Source organism: Shewanella sp. GutCb (assembly GCF_002836135.1).
Taxonomy (GTDB): domain Bacteria; phylum Pseudomonadota; class Gammaproteobacteria; order Enterobacterales; family Shewanellaceae; genus Shewanella.
This window is the reverse complement of sequence record NZ_PJBL01000013.1, coordinates 50228-70351: the sequence shown is the minus strand read 5'-3', so window position 1 is coordinate 70351 and position 20124 is coordinate 50228. Positions and strand designations below refer to the sequence as shown.

Sequence of the window (20124 nt, the reverse complement as noted above, 5' to 3'; positions counted from 1 at the left end):
AGAGCCACTTGTATCTGTTTGAAGGTCTCAAAGAGTCAGCTTCAGGTTATTTAGAACCTGAGCAGGTAGCATTACTCAAGCAGGCCTATCAGGTGGCGCGCGATGCCCATGAAGGTCAAATGCGCACGAGTGGCGAACCTTATATTACCCATCCGGTTGCGGTTGCCCGCATCCTGGCCGATATGCGTCTCGATCATGAGACGCTTATGGCCGCACTTCTGCACGACACTATCGAAGACACCCCTGTTACCAAAGAGGAACTGGCTGAAAAATTCAGTGAGTCTATTGCCGAATTGGTTGAAGGTGTATCTAAGCTCGATAAGCTAAAATTTCGCGACAAGAAAGAAGCTCAAGCTGAAAACTTCCGTAAAATGATGATGGCTATGACTCAAGATATACGGGTCATCTTAATCAAGCTTGCCGATAGAACACACAACATGCGCACTTTAGGTGCACTGCGGCCCGATAAGCGCCGTCGTATCGCCCGTGAAACTCTCGAAATTTATGCCCCTATCGCCAACCGTCTTGGTATTCATAATATTAAGTGCGAGTTAGAGGAATTAGGTTTTCAAGCCTATTATCCGATGCGTTATCGTGTATTGAGAGAAGTGGTGAAAGCCGCACGAGGCAATCGTAAAGAGCTTATTCAAAGTATCGAAGCTGCCGTTGCGACACGATTAGATGACACTGGCCTTGAAGGCACTGTCAAAGGTCGTGAAAAGAACCTCTATTCCATCTATAACAAGATGCGTAATAAAGAACTGCAGTTCCAAGAGGTCATGGATATCTATGCCTTCAGAGTCATCGTTGACTCAATCGACACCTGCTACCGCGTAATGGGTGCCATGCATGGCCTTTATAAGCCGCGTCCAGGTCGATTCAAAGATTATATCGCTATCCCTAAAGCCAATGGCTATCAATCATTACACACTTCACTCTTTGGTCCTCACGGCGTACCCGTTGAGATCCAAATTAGGACTGAAGATATGGACCAAATGGCTGATAAAGGGGTTGCGGCACATTGGTTATACAAGAAAGGTAGCTCACAAGAGCAAGGCACGACGACACAAGTGCGTGCCCGCAAATGGATGCAGAGCCTACTTGAATTGCAACAAAGCGCCAGCACCTCTTTTGAGTTTGTGGAGAACTTTAAAACCGAGTTATTCCCAGAAGAGATCTACGTCTTCACCCCTGAAGGTCGTATTTTAGAGCTACCAGATGGCGCTACAGCGGTCGATTTTGCTTATGAAGTGCATACCGATGTAGGTAACACCTGTGTCGGCGCTCGAGTTAATCGTCAAGCGTATCCATTAAGCCAAGCACTTATTTCAGGTCAAACCGTTGAGATTATTACCGCTAAGGGCGCACGTCCCAATGCTGCTTGGCTCAACTTTGTAGTGACCGGTAAAGCGCGTTCTAAGATCCGTCAGTTGCTTAGGAGTCTCAAAGGAGAAGATGCTATCTTGCTCGGCAAGCGCTTATTAAACCATGCGTTAGGCGAAACCAAGCTAGATGACTTGTCTAAAGAGCACATCGATAAAGTCGTTAATGATACCAAGCACGATACGCTTGACGAGTTACTCGCTGATATTGGCCTTGGTAATGCGATGAGTATTGTTATTGCCCAACGTTTACGTGGCGATCAAGTCGATACGCAGGAGCACAGAGAATCCTATACCATGCCCATTCGTGGCGCTGATGGTATGTTGGTCACCTTTGCTAACTGCTGTCGCCCGATCCCAGGGGATGCGGTTATTGCCCACGTTAGTCCAGGTAAGGGCTTAGTGGTGCATATGGAAAGCTGCGCCAATATTCGTGGCTACCAAGGTGAGCCAGATAAGTATATTCCTGTGCAGTGGGATAGTGCCGAGGGTGTTGAGTATCAAGCAAACTTGCGCGTAGAGATAGTAAACCACCAAGGTGCACTCGCTAAAATTACTTCTATTGTGGCAGCTGAAGGCTCCAATATTCATAATTTAACCACAGAAGAGCGAGATGGGCGTGTATTCCTCATCAACCTGCGTATTTCTGTGAGAGATCGTATTCATTTAGCCAACGTGATGCGCCGCATTAGGGTGCTCCCTGAAGTACTGCGAACGTCGCGTAACCGCTAGCTCATTTAACCTAAACATTAGTTTACTTAATACAGATAAAGGGATAATCATGGCAGAGAAAATCATCATTGCTACCGACAAAGCACCACAAGCTATCGGCACCTATTCTCAAGCAGTAAAAGTAGGCAGCACCGTTTATTTATCAGGTCAGATCCCACTGAACCCTGAAACGATGCAAATGGTCAGTGAAGAATTTGACGCACAAGTGGTCCAGGTTTTTGAAAACCTAACCGCGGTTTGTGCTGCTGCTGGTGGTTCATTAAGTGATATTGTTAAACTCAACATCTTCATGACAGACCTAAGTAACTTTGCCACTGTAAACGAAATTATGGGTCGCTATTTTGAGCAACCTTATCCCGCTCGTGCGGCTATCGGTGTAAGTCAGCTACCGAAAGGCTCGCTAGTAGAGATGGATGGCGTAATGGAGGTTTAATCCATTCAGCCAAAAACAGGGCGCTTCGGCGCCCTTTTTTATTGATAACATTTAAGAAGAACACCATGAGTCCTGAACGTTTCGCCCGTATCAACCAGATGCTAGATAATCGCCAACCTGATCTCACCCTTTGCTTAGACACTGTGCATAAAAGCAATAACATTGCAGCAGTGATCCGTAGCGCCGACGCTGTTGGGATCCATGAGGTTCATGCGGTCTGGGCTGAGCTGGAGATGCGTGTCTCGGGCAATACGGCATCAGGTAGTCAGCAATGGGTTAAAACACAAGTTCATCATACGATGGGCCATGCAGTAGAGGAGTTTCGTCGGCAAGATATGCAGATCCTCGCGACCACTTTTTCTCCGACCGCCGTCGACTTTCGCGAAATAGATTACACTCGTCCAACGGCCATTATTTTAGGTAATGAGCGCGATGGCGTGAGTGCAGCAGGCATTGCAGCAGCAGATCAGCATATTATTATTCCAATGATAGGCATGGTGCAATCACTCAATGTCTCGGTGGCTGGCGCACTGATTGTGTATGAAGCGCAGCGTCAACGCGAAGCTGCAGGCATGTACGGAACCCGCAAACTTGATGACGCCTATTGCCAAATAAAACTGTTTGAACAAGGCCACCCTATCTACGCCAAAGCCTGCCGCCGTAAGAAGCTTGCCTATCCCGGCATTGATGACACTGGCCAAATTGTGGCTGATGAACAATGGTGGCAAAAAATGCGCGAACCGTCTGCATAACAACACCACTTTCATAAATGTTCAATAAGTGCTGACCAATCAGGCCAGCTCTTACCCATAAAGTCCCTCGATTTACCTACCACTCTTTTAAACCCAAAGACACGCTTTAACGGCATCATTGCGCGAAATTGTAACGAGCGTTTGAAAAAGTTGTCATAGATCACATTTTTCGCCATACTCAATATTAGCGACATCAGTCTGTTAAACGAACGATTAAAACAAAAAGTAATCAGCCGACTGGATTGGAATTAATAATAATCAATATGGAAATGCGATGGAATCATCTATGAAAACCCCAATTGAGATGCTTGAACATTGGGTCGAAAAGCAAGGCGATCAAGTCTATCTAAAGCAGCCTATTGACGGTCAATATAAGACTTTTACTTGGCGCGATGTACAAACGACAATGCAACAGATTGCGGGGGCACTTAAACATTTAGGGCTTAATCCAGGCGATAAAATTGCCGTTCTGTCTAAAAACTGCGCCGAATGGTTTATCACAGATCTCGCCCTGATGCATGGCGGGTATATTAGCGTACCTATTTATCCAACAGCCAATGCCGATACCATCCGCTACACACTTGAGCACAGTGAATCAAAAGCAATATTCATCGGTAAGTTGGATTACTGGGCCGATCAAGAGTCTGGCGTTGGCGGTGAAATTTTACGTATGGCAATGCCTTACGACACCATGCCAGCCCAATATCACTGGGATAAACTACTCACTCTTGGCCAGCCTTTAGTCGATGCTCCACTGCCGACGCTTGAGCAGATCATGACGCTGGTTTACACCTCAGGTTCAACCGGAAAGCCCAAGGGCGCGATTCAAACTTTTGCCAGTTATGCTTGGACCTGTAACGCAGTTGTTCGTGATCTAAAAACGGATGGCGAAGACAGATTAATTTCATACTTACCGTTAGCACACATCACCGAGCGAGTAGCGATGGAAGGCTCTTCATTCTATTCAGGTAGCAGCGTGGCCTTTGTGGAAAGCCTCGATAGCTTTGTCGCCGATGTCCAGCGTGCAAGACCCACGGTATTCTTCTCAGTGCCTCGTCTTTGGAGCCTATTCCAAAAAAACATTATCGACAAAATTGGCGACAGCAAGCTCAACTTGTTACTTAAAATACCGATTATTAGTGGTATCGTAAAACGTAAAATCCATGCAGGCTTGGGCCTTGAACATTGCCATTTACTCGGTTCTGGTTCTGCGCCAATTCCACCCTCGCTCGTGAGCTGGTACCACAAAATTGGTCTCAATATCTCCGAAGCTTGGGGTATGACTGAAAATTGCGCTTACTCGATCATTAACAATCCGTTTGATGCCAGTAAAATTGGCACCGTGGGTCGCGCTGTTGAAGGTTGCACCATTAAGCAAACAGATGTCGGTGAGTTGATGGTTAAGAGCCCTGGATTGATGCAAGGTTATTATAAGCAGCCCGAAGAAAGTGCCGCGTGTTTTGACGAAGAAGGTTATTTCTACACTGGCGACTTAGTGAGTATTGATGACGATGGTTACGTCACCATCACAGGCCGCGTTAAAGATAACTTTAAAACCTCTAAAGGTAAGTACGTTGCGCCAGTGCCTATTGAGCGAAAACTGGCACAAGATCTTCACGTAGAGATGATTTGCGTTATTGGTTCAGGTCTGCCACACCCAATTGCACTGGTACAACTATCTGAAGGTGCCTCTTTGCAACCTAGAGAAGAGGTGAAGGCGTCACTTAAAAAGACCTTAGATGCGGTGAATCCTCATCTTGAATCTCACGAAACGGTTGATGCGATTGTAGTTGTCACCGATAAATGGGATGTCGATAACGACGTGTTAACCCCAACGCTTAAGATCAAACGTCATATACTTGAGAAGAGTTTCAGCGAAAAGGTCGATGGTATTCGCGGCGGCAAGATCTGCTGGGAAGACGAAATCTAGCCTATAGTGATATTTTTGGCATACAACAGCGCACCTTTTGGTGCGCGTTTCATATCAGGTTAGCCGTTAATTTAGGCAAGGCAATGGTTCAGAGACTCATTACCACTAGGTCTGGTTAAATAAACTATCTTTAATGGCCATTAGCTGTTTTTTTTGTTGTGCTCTTTAGAAAAAAACCTATCCTAGCCACCCATTTATCTTATCTATAAGTAGTGTTCATTATGTTTATTTGGTTGTCGATTATCGGCGGGTTTATCATTTTGACCGTCGGCGCCGAATCTTTAGTCAGAGGTGCCAGCAAAATCGCCTTAAGGCTTGGCTTATCGCCGTTAATTATCGGCTTAACCATTGTCGCTTTTGGCACCAGTGCACCCGAGCTAGCGGTGAGTATTAAATCCGCGGTGGCGGGCAATAGCGGTATTGCATTAGGCAATGTGATTGGTTCAAACATTGCCAACATCGGTCTAATATTAGGCATTACCGCACTGATTCGACCGATAAAGATTGAATCGCAAATGGTCAAGCGCGACATTCCGGTTATGATCGCGGCATCACTGCTATTTTGGGGCCTACTTCTCGATGGAGGCTTGAGCTTTGTTGATGGTGTCATTCTTTCAACGCTACTAATTATCTATTTAAGCTATAGCTATTTGACTGCCGACAAACAAATCTCTGAAGAGGTTGCTGCGGATAATCAAAGCCAGTGGCTATCCATCGTCTTTATCATTATTGGTATCAGTATGTTGGTTGGCGGCGGCATATTATTTGTCGATGGTGCAGTGGCACTAGCGCAGTCTTTCGGGATCAGCGAAATCATCATAGGGCTAACCATCGTAGCGATTGGCACTAGCATGCCAGAATTGGTGACCTCCGTCGTTGCCGCCCTTAAAGGACAAAGCGATATTGCGATCGGTAACGTCGTAGGCTCTAACCTATTCAATATTTTAGGGATCCTCGGTGTCACGGCGGTGATCCATCCCATCATTGGCAACGACATTAACCCACTTGATTGGCTGGTCATGATAGGCCTAGCAGCCCTTCTACTCCCCTTTGCCTATACCGGTCTGCGAATTGGTCGTAGAGAAGGCTGCATCTTGGTGTTGGGCTATTTAGCTTACATAGGTTATTTGATCACACAGGCTTAAAGCCGTTATCACAAAGATTAAAATGACATTTGTCATGCACTTTATATGACTTTTGTGCCTGCAAAACTCCCTCACAATCTTCAATACTAGCCCTGTACCCAATACAGGGCTCAAAAGGAGATTGACATGAAATCATTACTACTCGTAACTTCAATGGCCATCATTAGCCAATTTGCTCAAGCTGACAGCACTAATACTAGTATTAGCGCTATCGATGCAGCAGCTAACCACATGGACGTAAAAACCTTACAGTCACTTGCTCGGCAAGGCGATGAATATCAACAAGCATACGCAGGTTATAGACTTGCTATTAGCGCCAATATTCTTGGCCAACGTGCGCTTGCAATCACCGCGCTTGAATCAGCAAAAGACACACTAGAACCACTAACGGCCTCTAGTGCCAATGCCGACAATCTCGCCCTGCTGTCATCCATTTATGGCATCCTTATTGGCTTGGATAATAGTAAAGGCGCTGTATATGGTGCCAAAGCTGGCACTACGATAGCGCAAGCAAAAGCACTGGCCCCCACCAATCCTAGGGTACTATTAGTTCAAGCAATCACCGCCTTTAATACACCAGAAATATACGGTGGCAGCAAACAAGGTGCTATTGATTTAAGCAGTAAAGCCATTGAGTTTTATGCAATTCCTTGTGATAACATTTGCTGGGGACACGCTGAAGCCTACACTTGGCGAGGATTAGCTAAGCAAAATTTAGGTGATGTTGATGGCGCGATATCAGATTGGCAGCAAGCCTTAGTTATCGAAAGCGACTACAACTGGGCACGATTTTTACTGCAACAAAATAGCCAAAGCGCCCAGCAATAATTCACTACAACGCAATGGATGGAGAGCGGCAATCTTAGACTTAACTCTCCTATATTCAAGCCACTTTTAAAGCAGCACTTTGTGGTGAACAAGTCGTTTAGGTATAAATAGGAATTTTTCATGACAACGTCAACTCAAACAAAAGAAGACAAACTGGCTTGGATATATCTCGTCAATCTGGTTTTTTACCTTATCCCCATTTTTGTCAATGAGATGCAGCCATGGGAAATAACCCTAAGCTTAATGGCGCTTGTGCCCTTCATTTATTGCTATTTTTGGGCTTATCGGTCCACCACGGCTAACGCTTACCGACCTATTCTAGCCATGATAATTATCGGCGTATTAGTGACCCCTATTAATACTGGCTCGCTATCATTATTTACCTTTGCCGGCTTCTTTCTCGGTTTTTTTTACCCGTTAAGAACAGCCATTGTCAGCCTATTAGGGCTAATGGGATTACTGTCGCTGTTGAATGCTAGCCTTAATTTTGACCATTATTATTGGGTCATTTATGGTGCAGGCCTCATTGCTGGTGTAGGGCTGTTTGGGGTTGCAGAGCGCAAACGCGTGGAGCATAAATGTCAGCAACAAAAAAGCCAAACGGAGATCCAACAACTTGCGACCATGCTAGAACGAGAACGCATTGCTCGCGATCTGCATGACATTATGGGGCACAGTCTTTCCTCAATATCTTTGAAAGCCGAGTTAGCCGAAAAGCTGATCGCCAATAATGATATTGAGCAAGCACGACTGCAATTAACTGAACTCAATAGCATCGCTAGAGATAGCTTGAGCCAGATAAGGCAAACTGTCTCAGGTTATAAACACAAGGGCCTTTCCGCCAGTGTGACACAGCTTTGTCAAACACTACGAGACAAGGGCTTAAGTGTCAGTTTGATTGGTAACATCCCCAAGCTTGAGCCCGAATTAGAAACCCAATTAATTTTGAGTCTGACGGAGCTTTGTAGCAATATTGTTCGCCATAGCAAGGGCACCCGATGTGAATTGCACTTTGAGCAAACGGCAACTCAACTGCGGATCGCTATTACCGATGATGGCTGCCCGAGCAAAATCGAACAAGGCAATGGACTCATTGGTATCAATGAGCGACTGGCTAAATTTCAAGGGGTATTGGCATGGGAGTTGGATGATGAATGCCAATTTACCATTACTCTGCCAGCACAAGGATGAAACCAATGAGAATTTTGTTAGCAGAAGATCAAGCCATGGTGAGAGGGGCATTGTCAGCGCTACTCTCTTTAGGCGGTGACTTTGACATTACCCAAGCGGCTGATGGAGACGAAGCCCTAGCACTGTTAAAACTGACGGAGTTTGACCTGCTGCTCACGGATATTGAAATGCCGGGCCGTACCGGGCTCGAACTCGCCAGTTGGTGCCAACAACATAAGCCAGCACTTAAGATCGTTATCATTACCACCTTCGGCAGAGCCGGTTATATCAAACGTGCCATAGAATCTGGTGTAGGGGGCTTTCTATTAAAAGATGCTCCCTCTGACACCTTAATCAAAGCGATTAACCAAGTGATGGCAGGTAAGCGCATAATCGATCCTGAACTGGCAATGATGGCCGTGGGCGAAATGGACCCACTCAATGACAAAGAGCGCCGCGCATTAAGGCTCGCCAGCGAAGGAAAATCCACCTCAGACATAGCCGAGCTACTATTTATTGCAGAAGGTACTGTGAGAAACTATTTATCTGAGGCTATCAGTAAATTACATGCAACTAACCGTATTGATGCCGCCAGAATTGCACAGCAAAAAGGTTGGTTGTAATGGTTAAATAACGCGCTAATTTGCGAAAAATGATATCTCTGATAATATATGTATAAATTTACAGTGTTTGAGTGCTAACCGTTTGCAAAGTCTCGATCTTGTTCCTATAACAGAACTCAAGGGCGTCGCCAAAAAGATGGCCGAGAGATTAGCTAAGCTGGATATTACAACAGTGCAAGATCTGTTGTTTCATCTGCCGCTGCGTTATGAAGATCGTACTCAGATCTACCCTATTGCTTCACTCTATCCTGGCAGTTATGGCACCATTGAAGCGGTGATCCAGTCAAGCCAAGTGATCCAAGGTCGCAAACGCATGCTGACCTGTACTGTACGTGATGATACTGGCAGTTTAACCCTACGCTTTTTCAACTTTTCAGTAGCTCAGCGGAATGGTCTTGAAGCCGGCACGGTGATTCGAGCCTATGGTGAAATTCGCCGCGGTAAGCATTTTAGTGAAATTATTCATCCTGAATACAAGTTAGTCTCCGCCGAAGATGACATGCCGCTAAGTGATACCTTAACGCCGGTGTATCCCACCACTGAGGGCCTTAAGCAGGCAAGTTGGATTAAGTTAACAGAGCAAGCCTTGGTGATGCTGGCTGAGGGAGGACTACCAGAGCTATTGCCTCCCCATCTGCAACCCAATCATATGGAGCTCAAACAAGCACTACAGTTACTACACCGACCGAATAATCAAGTCTCACAGTTTGATCTTGAGCAAGGGACACATCCTGCACAGCAACGCCTTATCCAAGAGGAGTTGTTAGCACACAATTTAAGCATGCTACGCCTACGTCAACGAACACGTCGAGACAAAGCCGTGAGTATGTCGGCAACAGGTCAGCTGTTAAATCCATTTCTGGCGTCACTGCCTTTTAAACCCACTGGCGCACAGCAGCGAGTCGGTGTCGATATCAGCACCGATCTTGAAAAAGCAGAGCCGATGATGCGACTGGTTCAAGGCGATGTGGGATCAGGGAAGACCTTAGTGGCCGCACTCGCCGCATTACAGGCTATCGAGAGCGGATACCAAGTCGCTATGATGGCGCCAACAGAGTTACTCGCTGAGCAGCACATGATTAATTTCAGCAGCTGGTTTGAGCCATTAGGGTTAAAAGTCGGCTGGTTAGCCGGTAAGCTAAAAGGCAAGGCCAGAATACAATCGTTAGCCGATATCGAATCGGGTGCGGCCAATATTGTGATTGGCACCCACGCTATATTCCAAGAACAAGTGGTGTTTAATAAGCTCGCATTAATTATCATCGATGAACAACATAGATTTGGAGTACATCAGCGCCTAGGCCTACGAGAAAAAGGAGTGAGTCAGGGCTTTCATCCGCACCAGCTCATTATGACAGCGACTCCCATTCCACGTACATTGGCCATGACCGCTTATGCGGACTTAGATACCTCAATCATCGATGAGCTTCCACCAGGGCGTAAACCGGTCACTACAGTCGCAGTATCGGATCAGCGTCGAGAGGAAGTTATCAACCGAGTGCGCCAAGCGGCGGTGAATGATAACCGTCAAACCTATTGGGTCTGCACGCTTATTGAAGAGTCTGAGGCATTAGAGTGCCAAGCAGCAGAAGACACAGCTCAAGAGCTTAAAATTTCCTTACCTGAACTCAATGTTGGCCTGATACATGGCCGAATGAAATCGGCTGAAAAGCAGCAGATTATGGCCAGTTTTAAAGCTGGAGACTTGCATCTACTTGTGGCTACAACAGTGATTGAAGTCGGTGTTGACGTGCCTAATGCCAGTCTGATGATTATTGAAAATCCAGAACGTTTAGGTCTAGCACAACTGCATCAGCTTAGAGGCCGTGTCGGTCGAGGCGCCGTGGCCAGTCATTGCGTACTCATGTATAAGCCACCGCTGTCAGCCACCGCCATTAAAAGACTCGGCGTACTAAGGCAAAGTAACGATGGATTTGTGATCGCCCAGCGTGACTTAGAGATCCGTGGCCCAGGTGAAGTGCTCGGCACCAAGCAAACTGGCATCGCCGATATGAAGATTGCTGACTTAATGCGAGATCAAGCCTTAATCCCCCATGTACAGAAGCTTGCCCCATATGTCATGCAGCAATCGCCCGACAGTGTGGATGCCATTATCCAACGCTGGCTTGGCGATCGGGAGCAGTTTGTTCAAGCCTAATTGCTGATCCATAAAATTAAATATTCTTAATAGAGCTTCAACCTATAGACAATCTCGTTTTATTTTGCAAAATGGGTTAAGGCTATACTTATCACTATAACGATCATCGTGCGGTAGCAGAGGAATCAACATGCAACTCAGTCAAGAAGATAGAATTTCACCTCAGGAAAAGTCCTCAGGTACTAATGGCCTAGCGATTATTGCCATTGCCGTTGTTGTACTGATCTCTGCTGGAGGTTATTACTATTTAAGCGGTAATGATAAGAGCGAAGCACCGCAAATTATTGCGCCGGTTGTCATTCCCGATCCTATCCCAGAAGAGCCACTCGAAACCGATGCTAATCTGCCAGAACCGGAACCAGAAATAGTGGATCCTGTCCCTGTGCAGTTGCCTACACTCGAACCCGTTCCAGCAGTAGAGCCATTGCCAACACTGGCCGATAGCGATCCTTATGTTCATCAGAAAGCGATTGATATTGCAGACGGCATGGCAATTCAGCCTTTACTCATTGAAGACAATGTTGTGCGTCAATTTGTGGTATTTGTTGATAACTTAGCTCAAGGAGAGTTGGCTAGAAAAGTCAGTCCATTAAAAGCACCTAATAATGGCTTTACCGTGTCAGACATCGCTAATAAGACCTATGTTGACCCAGATAGTTACCACCGATATGACTTATATGCAGATTTCCTTGCCAGCTTAAATGAAGAGGAATTAGCTAAAACTTACAAAGAGATGACACCGCTTTTAAGCGAAGCTTTCAGCGAGCTTGGCTACAGTAGCACGTCGTTTAACGACAGAATGCAGCAAGCCATTGGCATCATGCTCGATGCGCCGATTATTGAACAACCGATAGAACTCGATGGTGTGAGTGTTAACTACCAGTTTGTTGATCCTAAACTAGAAGCTTTACCTAATGCTCAGAAACTCATGGTGCGCATGGGACCTGAAAATGCTCGCAAGGTAAAATCAGCACTACGTCGATTGCAAAAGCACCTCGACTAACCTCTCCTAAAGTAAAATATTAAAGTATTCAAAGGCCCCGAACCAACAGGGCCTTTACTTTATCGCCACATTTTAATAGTCTTCAGCGCTTTTGCGCTACAGCCGTATCGTAAAGCACTTCTGTAATCTCTATCTTATGATGTAGAATAGCGGCTCTAATGCCGTAATTTCAACAGTATAATTATACTATTGAACTAAGCTTTCGTGTGATACCAAGCAATAGCGGCTACTTCGACATATCGTATATGCTAGGCCTTAAGAATTGATTTACTTTTGAGGGGATCAAGCGATTATTTACAATGAACTTAGGCACTACGAACGGATATTCGTATGTAAGGCAATGCAATGAAGTTTAGCATTCTTTCATGGGGCGCATGGTCGCCACACTATCAGCATAACGCTGAATGGCAGGCTTGGCCCAAGACAGTATTAGACGTATCTACTGCGAATACGGCTGTGCCTAAATTGCCACAAGTGCCTGCAATGCAACGCCGCCGCCTCAGTAAACTCACAAAAATTATCCTTGATGCTATTTTTCAATGTGAACCACCACCGCAATGTCGCAGCATTTTTGCTTCGCAGCATGGAGAGATAAACCGCACGATTAGCTTACTTAATGACATTGTCGATAAGTCTGCGTTATCACCCACCGCCTTTAGTCAGTCAGTGCACAATACTGCCAGCGGGATCTTTAGCATCATTAGTCAAAACAGAGCAGCATCAACATCCATTGCTGCCGGCAGTGAGACGCTATCCCAAGCCTTCATTGAAGCATACGCACTACTGGTTGATGATCCTGAGCCAGTACTACTTTCTTATGCCGATGACACCGTACCCAATATTTATAAGCCATTTACGAGTGAACCAGAATGGCCGATTGCAATGGCATTTCTAGTCGCGCCAATAACTTCACCGCAAGCGGCCTTGGCAACAATTAACTTAAGCGAACTGTGCCCCAAAGCCGCGACATTAAGCTTGGGTGATATATTATCTAGTATCGCGCTAAAACAGGCTATTTCAGGTAACTTTTCCGGTGCGCATTGGAGTTTGAGCTTTGAATAAGCACCCAGCACCTCGACTAACCGGTATCGCTTACTTGCCACGATGGGTAGGGGGCACGTTTTGCTATATCGTTTTTGGCCTTGGTGGATTACTCAGTTCATTGACCATTTTGCCTATCCTCAGATTTTGGCCTGGCACCCCCACACAACGTATAGAAAGAGTGCAGCATGCGGTTCACCTCATGTTCAAAGGCTTTGTCTGCATGCTCACTTGGACGGGGTTGATTAAGGTCAGTCATGGCGACCTGCAACAACTCAAGGATGCCAAGGGAATGATTGTCACCTCAAATCACCCTACCTTGGTCGACGTCGTTGTCTTGATCAGTTTAATGCCCAATACCAGCTGCATTGTCAAACAAGGTATTTGGCGCAACCCCTTTTTACGTGGTGTAGTATCCAGTGCAGGTTATATACCCAATCGTGGTGCAGAATTCCTATTAGCGGACTGCAAAGAGGTGCTCAATAGAGGCAATAATTTAATTATTTTCCCTGAAGGTACTCGGACTATCATTGGTAAACGCGTCAATAGTTTTGCTCGCGGTGCTGCCAACATCACTATTCGCACACGCAGCGACCTGCTACCCATATTGCTTAAAACCAACTGTGTTGGCTTTAGTAAACAAGAATCTTGGTATCAATTACCCAGACGTACCATCGGCATGCATATTGAAATAGGCGAAAAACTGCCCTATCTACGCTATGATGCAACTGCGGGTGGCGATGCTAAGATGGCTCGCCAAATGACCCGTGATCTAGAAGAATATTATAAACAACAATTAGATAAATACTTATGAGCTTAGAAAACGAAATTAAACAATTGATCATCGACAGTCTTGACCTTGAAGACGTCAGTATTGATGATATTGATGCTGAAGCACCACTTTTTGGTGAAGGGTTAGGGCTAGACTCGATTGATGCACTAGAACTTGGCTTAGCAATAAAAAAACAATTTGATGTGAAAATTGAAGCTAATTCAGACGCAACCAAATTACATTTTTTCAGCGTTGCTAGCTTAGCAAGCTTTGTTAAGTCACAACGAGTGTAGGAGGCATTATGCAAACTCGTGAACAAATTTTAGAAGCATTAACCCGTATATTAGTCGATGACTTTGAAGTCGACGCTGACGATATCACGTTAACAGCATCACTTTATGAAGCGTTAGATTTGGACAGTATTGATGCTGTCGATCTAGTGATTAAACTGCAACAGATGACAGGTAAAAAAATAAAACCTGAAGAGTTTAAAGCCGTGCGCACCGTCGGTGATGTGGTCGATGCAATTCAAGGTTTAGTTAAAGACTAATGCGCTTATTTTTGCAAATAGTGACTAGCCTAGTGGTGTTTGCCTATCCGTTGGCAGTCTATTTCGGCTTGCACTATTTGCCCGTAGGCACCGTTGCACTGGTACTGTGCGCCGTACTGCTGTTGCGCTTATTACTGCAAAAACAAAAATTAAAAGCACTATTATTACCCATTTTAATTGGTATTGGTCTCACCGCAGGCAGTTTTATCGCTAAAGAGCATGCGCTGTTACTGTTCTATCCAGTCGTGATCAACCTGACAATGTTAGCGCTCTTTAGTTACTCTTTGGTTCGTGGTCCTAGCATGATTGAGCAACTTGCGAGATTGAAACAACCCGACCTTCCTGATGAAGCCGCTGGCTACCTCAATAAGGTCACACGACTTTGGTGTGGATTGTTCATTTTCAATGGGTGCGTTGCACTCTATACCGCTCTTTATACTAGCTTGGAAACTTGGACCCTTTATAACGGCTTAATCGCCTATTTGCTTATTGGATTACTGCTCGCTGGTGAGTGGTTATACAGAACATTGTGGTTAAAAAAGACATGACTGAATTACTCAAATCTTGGTTATCTCAAGGGCCAACAGCACAGCAGTTAATTAGCTTCAACCATCACAATATTGTGACCGGTGCGGTTTTCAGCAACCAAGTTGCTCATCTGCACCAGCAGCTCAATCGTTCCCAAGAAAAGCGCTGGCTATTGAGCTGTGATAGTAGCGATATGTTTGCTGTTGGGCTCTGTGCAGGCTTGCTTGCCGGAAAGCAGATTATACTGCCCGCCAATACTCAAACGGGAACGTTGAGTGAATTAACCCATGAATTTGAGGGGGTTATTTCCGATTTACCACTATGTGAAGGCAAAGCATTTCTGCGCTTAGATAAAGATATTAATCTGCCTACATCGCAATGGCCTCAATCAATCCAATGGGGTGAGCTGGTATTATTCACCTCTGGTAGCAGTGGTAAACCCAAACGAATCTCCAAATCTATTAGGCAACTCGATGCTGAAGTCAGCATCTTGGAGCATACTTTTGCTCAGCATCTGCCACATTGCAGCGTCATAGCAACCGTTTCGCACCAACATATTTACGGCTTGCTGTTTAAAGTTCTGTGGCCACTTGCCGCTAGTCGTCCATTTTTAAGTGATTTAGTTGAGTATCCTGAAACGCTTAGCTACTACGCCAACTTATTTCCAAACTTGTGCTTAGTTAGTAGCCCAGCTCAGTTATCTCGCTTGCCTGATGCTCTCGACAATGAGCCGCAGTTGCGCGCCCCAAGCTTAGTCTTTAGCTCAGGCGGCCCACTCAGCTTTGAGGCCGCGATGGCAATAAAGCAATGCTACGGTCGTCTACCCACCGAAGTTTTTGGCAGTACAGAGACGGGCGGGATCGCATACAGACAACAACACTCCCCCGCTGAACCTTGGCAAACATTTGCCGAAATGGAGATTAAGCAAGACGCTGTCGATGGCGCATTGCAGCTGAAATCACCCTATTTAGAAAACGACCACTGGTTAAGATGTGAAGATAAAGTCGACATCGCGGCCGATGGTAAGTTTAGCCTACAAGGCCGCTTAGATCGCATCATTAAAGTCGAAGAGAAACGCTTATCATTAGTGCAGATGGAGTCACTTTTAGAGAGTCATCCTTACGTTACAAAGGCGGCCCTACTCTTATTAGAACAGCCCAGAATACAGCTAGGGGCAGCGATTGAACTGTCGCAGCAAGGTATTGAGCAGTTAACTACCGATGGCAAATTGGCACTCAACAACGTGCTTAAACGCCATCTATTAACCCAGTTTGAACGTGTTACCTTGCCACGTCGTTGGCGCTACCCAGAGCAGCTGCCGCTCGATTTTCAGGGAAAACGCGTACACAACACCATGTTGGCTTTATTTGATATCGATAAGTTTAAGAGTAAATGATTAAATCTACGCTACCGACGATTTTGAGCACTGCAATAGATGATGACACCATTTGTTGGCGTCTAGAGATTGCTGCTGAACTTGAGTATTTCAAAGGCCACTTTCCCGAGCAACCCGTGCTGCCAGGCGTCACTCAATTAGATTGGGCGATTAAACTTGGCAGCCAGCATTTTGGCTACGCCTGCGACGTTGCCGTGCTTGAGGTTCTCAAGTTTCAACAACTCATGCTGCCTAACACTCAGGTCAATTTGACCATGAGTCACAATGCCGCTAAAGCTAAGCTTATGTTTACTTATAGCGATGGCGATAAACGCTTTGCATCTGGCCGAATCGCCTTCAATATGGCCCCTCAGAGTATTCAACAGACCAATAAGGACATAGGCTAATGCGCATCGCTTTGGTCATTCCAAACTATAACCACCAAACGGCAATTGCACATACGCTTGAGCAACTTGATGAACTTGGTTTGCCTTGCTACTTGGTCAATGATGGCAGTGATGATGAAACTCGCTTTTTACTCATCGAGCTGGCCAATAAATACCCCTGGGTAACGCTGCTGCACCATCCTTTTAATCGTGGTAAAGGCGCTGCGGTAATGACGGGACTGCGCACCGCTTATCAAGATGGCTTCAGCCACGCACTGCAAGTTGATGCCGATGGGCAACACAATTTAGATGATATTCCGGCGATGATCGCCCGTGCAGAATCAGCACCAGAGGCGTTAATCTCTGGGCTACCTCAATATGATGAATCGGTGCCTAAGGCTCGCTTATACGGTCGCTATCTCACCCACATTTGGGTCTGGATAGAAACACTCAGCTTTGATATCCAAGATTCCATGTGCGGCTTTAGAGTTTACCCGTTAGCCGAGACTGAAAAGCTGTTTCTAACTCATGCTCTTGGCGAGCGAATGGACTTTGATATAGAAGTGCTAGTGCGCCTGTATTGGCAAGGCGTACCCGTTATTCATATTCCTACCCGTGTTATCTACCCCGAAGATGGCATTAGCCACTTTCAAGGGTTCAAAGATAATGCGCGTATCTCTCTCATGCACAGCAAACTGTTTTTCAGCATGCTACTGCAGCAACCTAAGCGCTTGTGGAACAAATTCAGCCAAGGTAAACAAAGCCAACACTGGTCCACTATGCAGGAGCGCGGCAGCTACTGGGGCATTAAATTGATAGCTGAAAGCTATCGCTACGGTGGTCACTGGTTATGCCGTGCCATTATGTACCCCGTTATCTGCTACTTCTTTGCCACTGGATCCACGGCCAGATCAGCATCACAGCAGTTTTTAAGCCAAATTAAAGCGACTCAGCCAAACCATCCTTTGCTTAATGACAAACTCAGCTGGCGTGACAGCCTCAAGCACTTTTTTGCCTTTGGTCATGCAGCGCTTGACCGCATCGATGCCTGGTGTGACCGCATCAAACTCGCCGAAGTCGACTTTCCCAATAGACAACTCTTAACAGAACAACTGGAAACTGGCAAAGGGGCTGTTTTACTGGTTTCCCATCTAGGTAATCTAGAGCTTTGCCGCGCAATATCGATCCACCAGCGCAAAGTGAAAGTGAATGTCATGGTCTTAACCGAGCACGCCGAAAACTTTAACCGTGTATTGCAGCAACTCAACCCAGATAGCGCATTAAACCTCATTCAAGTGACCGAGCTTGGGCCAAGCACTTCTATCTTGTTACAGCAAAAAATCGATGAAGGTGAATTGGTGGTTATCGCCGGAGATAGAACCTCCTCGCAAACGGCTGGCCGTGTTATCTACAAGCCCTTTTTGGGTCAAGATGCACCGTTCCCTCAAGGACCCTTTATCCTTGCAGGCTTATTAGATTGTCCAGTGTTTACCATGTTCTGCTTACGTGAAGAGGGTCGTTACCACGTTCACCTCAGCCATTTTGCTAACAGCCTGAAAGGCCCACGAGCTGGCAGAACTGAACGACTCGACAATGCAGTACAAGATTTTAGCCAGCGCCTTGAATACTTTGCGCTGCGCCAACCACTTCAATGGTTTAATTTTTATGATTTTTGGCACAAGGATGAAAATATCCAACGTACCAATGTTCAAGGCAGTAAAGGACAACAACACAAATGACCCACGCTAATTCCCTAAACATCAAGCAACAAACCGTTGAGTTTGGCTACCGTAGTTTGTCTCTTGAAGACGTTGTAGCAATTTCAAAAGGGGCAACCGCACAGTTAAAGCAGACCGAAGAATACCGAGCCTATATTCAAAAAGGTGCATTATTTATCGATAGTTTGCTCAAAGAAGAAGGCGTGGTTTATGGCGTTACCACGGGTTACGGCGACTCCTGCACTGTCACCGTCGGCCTCGATCTTGTTCATGAGCTACCACTGCATTTGACCCGTTTTCATGGCTGCGGGCTTGGCGATATTCTATCTGTGGCACAAACACGGGCGGTAATGGCTTGTCGCTTAAGCTCTCTCGCCTATGGTAAATCAGGCGTCAGCTTTGAACTACTCGAACGCATTGAGACACTGCTGAACCTCAATATTACTCCGGTGATCCCAGAAGAAGGTTCCGTCGGTGCCAGTGGTGATTTAACGCCCTTGTCTTACCTTGCGGCCGTACTCATTGGTGAGCGTGATGTCATGTATCAAGGTGAGCGACGCCCGACGAGCGACGTTTATAAACAACTGAATATTATCCCGTTGACGCTGCGCCCTAAAGAGGGACTCGCGCTAATGAATGGCACTGCGGTGATGACAGCACTGGCTTGTTTAGCCTTTGATCGCGCTCAATATATGGCTCGATTATCAAGCCGCATTACAGCGATGGCCTCACTGACGTTAAAAGGAAATTCGAACCACTTCGATGAGATCCTGTTTGCCGCTAAGCCGCACCCGGGTCAAAATCAAATTGCCGCGTGGATCCGTGAGGACTTAAATCATCACACTCACCCGCGTAACTCTGACAGATTGCAAGACAGATACTCAATACGCTGCGCACCACATGTGATCGGTGTACTGCAAGATGCGCTGCCCTTTATGCGCCAGTTTATCGAAACCGAGCTTAACAGCGCTAACGATAATCCTATTGTGGATGCCGAAGGTGAGCATATTCTTCACGGCGGGCACTTCTATGGCGGCCATATCGCATTCGCGATGGATTCGATGAAAATTGCCGTGGCCAACATTGCCGACTTAATTGACCGCCAGATGGCGTTAGTGATGGATCAAAAGTTTAATAATGGTCTGCCCGCTAACCTTTCAGCGGCAATGGGTAAGCGTAAAGCCATCAATCACGGCTTTAAAGCCGTACAGATTGGCGTGTCTGCATGGACTGCTGAAGCACTAAAAAATACCATGCCTGCCAGTGTGTTTTCACGCTCTACCGAATGCCATAATCAAGATAAAGTCAGCATGGGCACCATTTCGGCGCGTGATTGTATGCGAGTGTTACAACTTACAGAACAAGTCGCGGCCGCAGCGTTGTTGGCCATGTCTCAAGGTATTCGGTTGCGTATCATGCAACAAGAGCTAGCGCCAAGCTCTATCACGCCATCACTGGCTAAGACGTTAGCGCAAGTCGAAGCCGATTTTGAACTGCTTACCGAAGACAGACCATTGGAGCAAGCACTCCGTGCTACCGTCGACAAGATCCAAAGTGGCGATTGGGAAGTATGTTAGTGGGCGTAACCATGCCAACAA

Annotated in this window: 18 protein-coding genes and 1 pseudogene; all 19 read left to right on the top strand. The window is 46.1% G+C overall.

Annotation, left to right across the window (positions count from 1 at the left end; genetic code table 11):
• The first annotated feature begins 8 nt into the window (after positions 1 to 8).
• Positions 9 to 2114, top strand: a complete 2106-nt coding sequence (spoT, locus tag CXF86_RS07825; protein ID WP_101089476.1) for a bifunctional GTP diphosphokinase/guanosine-3',5'-bis pyrophosphate 3'-pyrophosphohydrolase — start codon at positions 9 to 11, stop codon at positions 2112 to 2114.
• 49 nt (positions 2115 to 2163) lie between these two features.
• Positions 2164 to 2547, top strand: coding sequence for a RidA family protein (locus CXF86_RS07820; RefSeq protein ID WP_101089477.1), 384 nt, complete (start codon positions 2164 to 2166; stop codon positions 2545 to 2547).
• A 65-nt stretch (positions 2548 to 2612) separates the two neighbouring features.
• A complete protein-coding gene (trmH, locus tag CXF86_RS07815) occupies positions 2613 to 3299 on the top strand; it encodes a tRNA (guanosine(18)-2'-O)-methyltransferase TrmH (RefSeq protein WP_101089478.1) in 687 nt (228 codons plus the stop codon).
• A gap of 274 nt (positions 3300 to 3573) precedes the next feature.
• Positions 3574 to 5229 carry an AMP-binding protein gene (locus tag CXF86_RS07810; RefSeq protein WP_101089479.1) on the top strand — a complete coding sequence of 552 codons (1656 nt, stop codon included), beginning with the start codon at positions 3574 to 3576 and terminating at the stop codon, positions 5227 to 5229.
• A 221-nt stretch (positions 5230 to 5450) separates the two neighbouring features.
• Entirely contained in the window at positions 5451 to 6374 is a 924-nt protein-coding gene (locus tag CXF86_RS07805; RefSeq protein ID WP_102038721.1) for a calcium/sodium antiporter, read from the top strand.
• A gap of 126 nt (positions 6375 to 6500) precedes the next feature.
• Positions 6501 to 7202, top strand: a complete 702-nt coding sequence (locus tag CXF86_RS07800; RefSeq protein WP_102038720.1) for a tetratricopeptide repeat protein — start codon at positions 6501 to 6503, stop codon at positions 7200 to 7202.
• Positions 7203 to 7322: 120 nt separating this feature from the next.
• Positions 7323 to 8393, top strand: coding sequence for a sensor histidine kinase (locus CXF86_RS07795; RefSeq protein WP_101089482.1), 1071 nt, complete (start codon positions 7323 to 7325; stop codon positions 8391 to 8393).
• Positions 8394 to 8398: 5 nt separating this feature from the next.
• The gene (locus CXF86_RS07790) at positions 8399 to 8995 is read left to right on the top strand and encodes a response regulator transcription factor (RefSeq protein WP_101089483.1); all 597 of its coding nucleotides are present in this window, start codon (positions 8399 to 8401) and stop codon (positions 8993 to 8995) included.
• Between the two features lie 82 nt (positions 8996 to 9077).
• Positions 9078 to 11153, top strand: a complete 2076-nt coding sequence (gene recG, locus CXF86_RS07785) for an ATP-dependent DNA helicase RecG (protein ID WP_102038730.1) — start codon at positions 9078 to 9080, stop codon at positions 11151 to 11153.
• Positions 11154 to 11283: 130 nt separating this feature from the next.
• On the top strand, positions 11284 to 12156 hold the full coding sequence (locus CXF86_RS07780; protein ID WP_101089484.1) for a DUF3014 domain-containing protein: 873 nt from the start codon (positions 11284 to 11286) through the stop codon (positions 12154 to 12156).
• Positions 12157 to 12501: 345 nt separating this feature from the next.
• Positions 12502 to 13218 carry a beta-ketoacyl synthase chain length factor gene (locus CXF86_RS07775; RefSeq protein WP_102038719.1) on the top strand — a complete coding sequence of 239 codons (717 nt, stop codon included), beginning with the start codon at positions 12502 to 12504 and terminating at the stop codon, positions 13216 to 13218.
• Positions 13211 to 14030: pseudogene (locus CXF86_RS07770) on the top strand (lysophospholipid acyltransferase family protein). Before CXF86_RS07775 ends, CXF86_RS07770 begins: the two are co-directional and overlap by 8 nt.
• The gene (locus tag CXF86_RS07765) at positions 14008 to 14262 is read left to right on the top strand and encodes a phosphopantetheine-binding protein (protein ID WP_101089487.1); all 255 of its coding nucleotides are present in this window, start codon (positions 14008 to 14010) and stop codon (positions 14260 to 14262) included. The pseudogene CXF86_RS07770 and the gene CXF86_RS07765 overlap by 23 nt, the downstream one beginning before the upstream one ends.
• An 8-nt stretch (positions 14263 to 14270) precedes the next feature.
• Positions 14271 to 14519 (top strand): acyl carrier protein, encoded by a 249-nt coding sequence (locus tag CXF86_RS07760; protein ID WP_101089488.1) that lies wholly within the window; start codon positions 14271 to 14273, stop codon positions 14517 to 14519.
• The gene (locus tag CXF86_RS07755; RefSeq protein ID WP_102038718.1) at positions 14519 to 15067 is read left to right on the top strand and encodes a COG4648 family protein; all 549 of its coding nucleotides are present in this window, start codon (positions 14519 to 14521) and stop codon (positions 15065 to 15067) included. The genes CXF86_RS07760 and CXF86_RS07755 overlap by 1 nt, the downstream gene beginning before the upstream one ends.
• Positions 15064 to 16443 (top strand): AMP-binding protein, encoded by a 1380-nt coding sequence (locus CXF86_RS07750; RefSeq protein ID WP_102038729.1) that lies wholly within the window; start codon positions 15064 to 15066, stop codon positions 16441 to 16443. Before CXF86_RS07755 ends, CXF86_RS07750 begins: the two co-directional genes overlap by 4 nt.
• Positions 16440 to 16829: an ApeI family dehydratase gene (locus CXF86_RS07745; RefSeq protein ID WP_102038717.1), complete on the top strand. Its 390-nt coding sequence runs from the start codon at positions 16440 to 16442 to the stop codon at positions 16827 to 16829. Before CXF86_RS07750 ends, CXF86_RS07745 begins: the two co-directional genes overlap by 4 nt.
• The gene (locus CXF86_RS07740) at positions 16829 to 18547 is read left to right on the top strand and encodes a glycosyltransferase family 2 protein (protein WP_102038716.1); all 1719 of its coding nucleotides are present in this window, start codon (positions 16829 to 16831) and stop codon (positions 18545 to 18547) included. The genes CXF86_RS07745 and CXF86_RS07740 overlap by 1 nt, the downstream gene beginning before the upstream one ends.
• The gene (gene hutH, locus CXF86_RS07735; protein ID WP_101089492.1) at positions 18544 to 20103 is read left to right on the top strand and encodes an HAL/PAL/TAL family ammonia-lyase; all 1560 of its coding nucleotides are present in this window, start codon (positions 18544 to 18546) and stop codon (positions 20101 to 20103) included. Before CXF86_RS07740 ends, hutH begins: the two co-directional genes overlap by 4 nt.
• Positions 20104 to 20124: the final 21 nt, after the last annotated feature.

Coding starts and splice junctions, on each gene's coding strand:
- CXF86_RS07800 (WP_102038720.1), top strand. CDS start 6,501: ATGAAATCATTACTACTCGTAACTTCAATGGCCATCATTAGCCAATTT.
- CXF86_RS07820 (WP_101089477.1), top strand. CDS start 2,164: ATGGCAGAGAAAATCATCATTGCTACCGACAAAGCACCACAAGCTATC.
- CXF86_RS07740 (WP_102038716.1), top strand. CDS start 16,829: ATGCGCATCGCTTTGGTCATTCCAAACTATAACCACCAAACGGCAATT.
- hutH (WP_101089492.1), top strand. CDS start 18,544: ATGACCCACGCTAATTCCCTAAACATCAAGCAACAAACCGTTGAGTTT.
- CXF86_RS07745 (WP_102038717.1), top strand. CDS start 16,440: ATGATTAAATCTACGCTACCGACGATTTTGAGCACTGCAATAGATGAT.
- CXF86_RS07755 (WP_102038718.1), top strand. CDS start 14,519: ATGCGCTTATTTTTGCAAATAGTGACTAGCCTAGTGGTGTTTGCCTAT.
- CXF86_RS07760 (WP_101089488.1), top strand. CDS start 14,271: ATGCAAACTCGTGAACAAATTTTAGAAGCATTAACCCGTATATTAGTC.
- CXF86_RS07750 (WP_102038729.1), top strand. CDS start 15,064: ATGACTGAATTACTCAAATCTTGGTTATCTCAAGGGCCAACAGCACAG.
- CXF86_RS07805 (WP_102038721.1), top strand. CDS start 5,451: ATGTTTATTTGGTTGTCGATTATCGGCGGGTTTATCATTTTGACCGTC.
- CXF86_RS07810 (WP_101089479.1), top strand. CDS start 3,574: ATGGAATCATCTATGAAAACCCCAATTGAGATGCTTGAACATTGGGTC.
- CXF86_RS07790 (WP_101089483.1), top strand. CDS start 8,399: ATGAGAATTTTGTTAGCAGAAGATCAAGCCATGGTGAGAGGGGCATTG.
- CXF86_RS07775 (WP_102038719.1), top strand. CDS start 12,502: ATGAAGTTTAGCATTCTTTCATGGGGCGCATGGTCGCCACACTATCAG.
- CXF86_RS07795 (WP_101089482.1), top strand. CDS start 7,323: ATGACAACGTCAACTCAAACAAAAGAAGACAAACTGGCTTGGATATAT.
- CXF86_RS07780 (WP_101089484.1), top strand. CDS start 11,284: ATGCAACTCAGTCAAGAAGATAGAATTTCACCTCAGGAAAAGTCCTCA.
- trmH (WP_101089478.1), top strand. CDS start 2,613: ATGAGTCCTGAACGTTTCGCCCGTATCAACCAGATGCTAGATAATCGC.
- CXF86_RS07765 (WP_101089487.1), top strand. CDS start 14,008: ATGAGCTTAGAAAACGAAATTAAACAATTGATCATCGACAGTCTTGAC.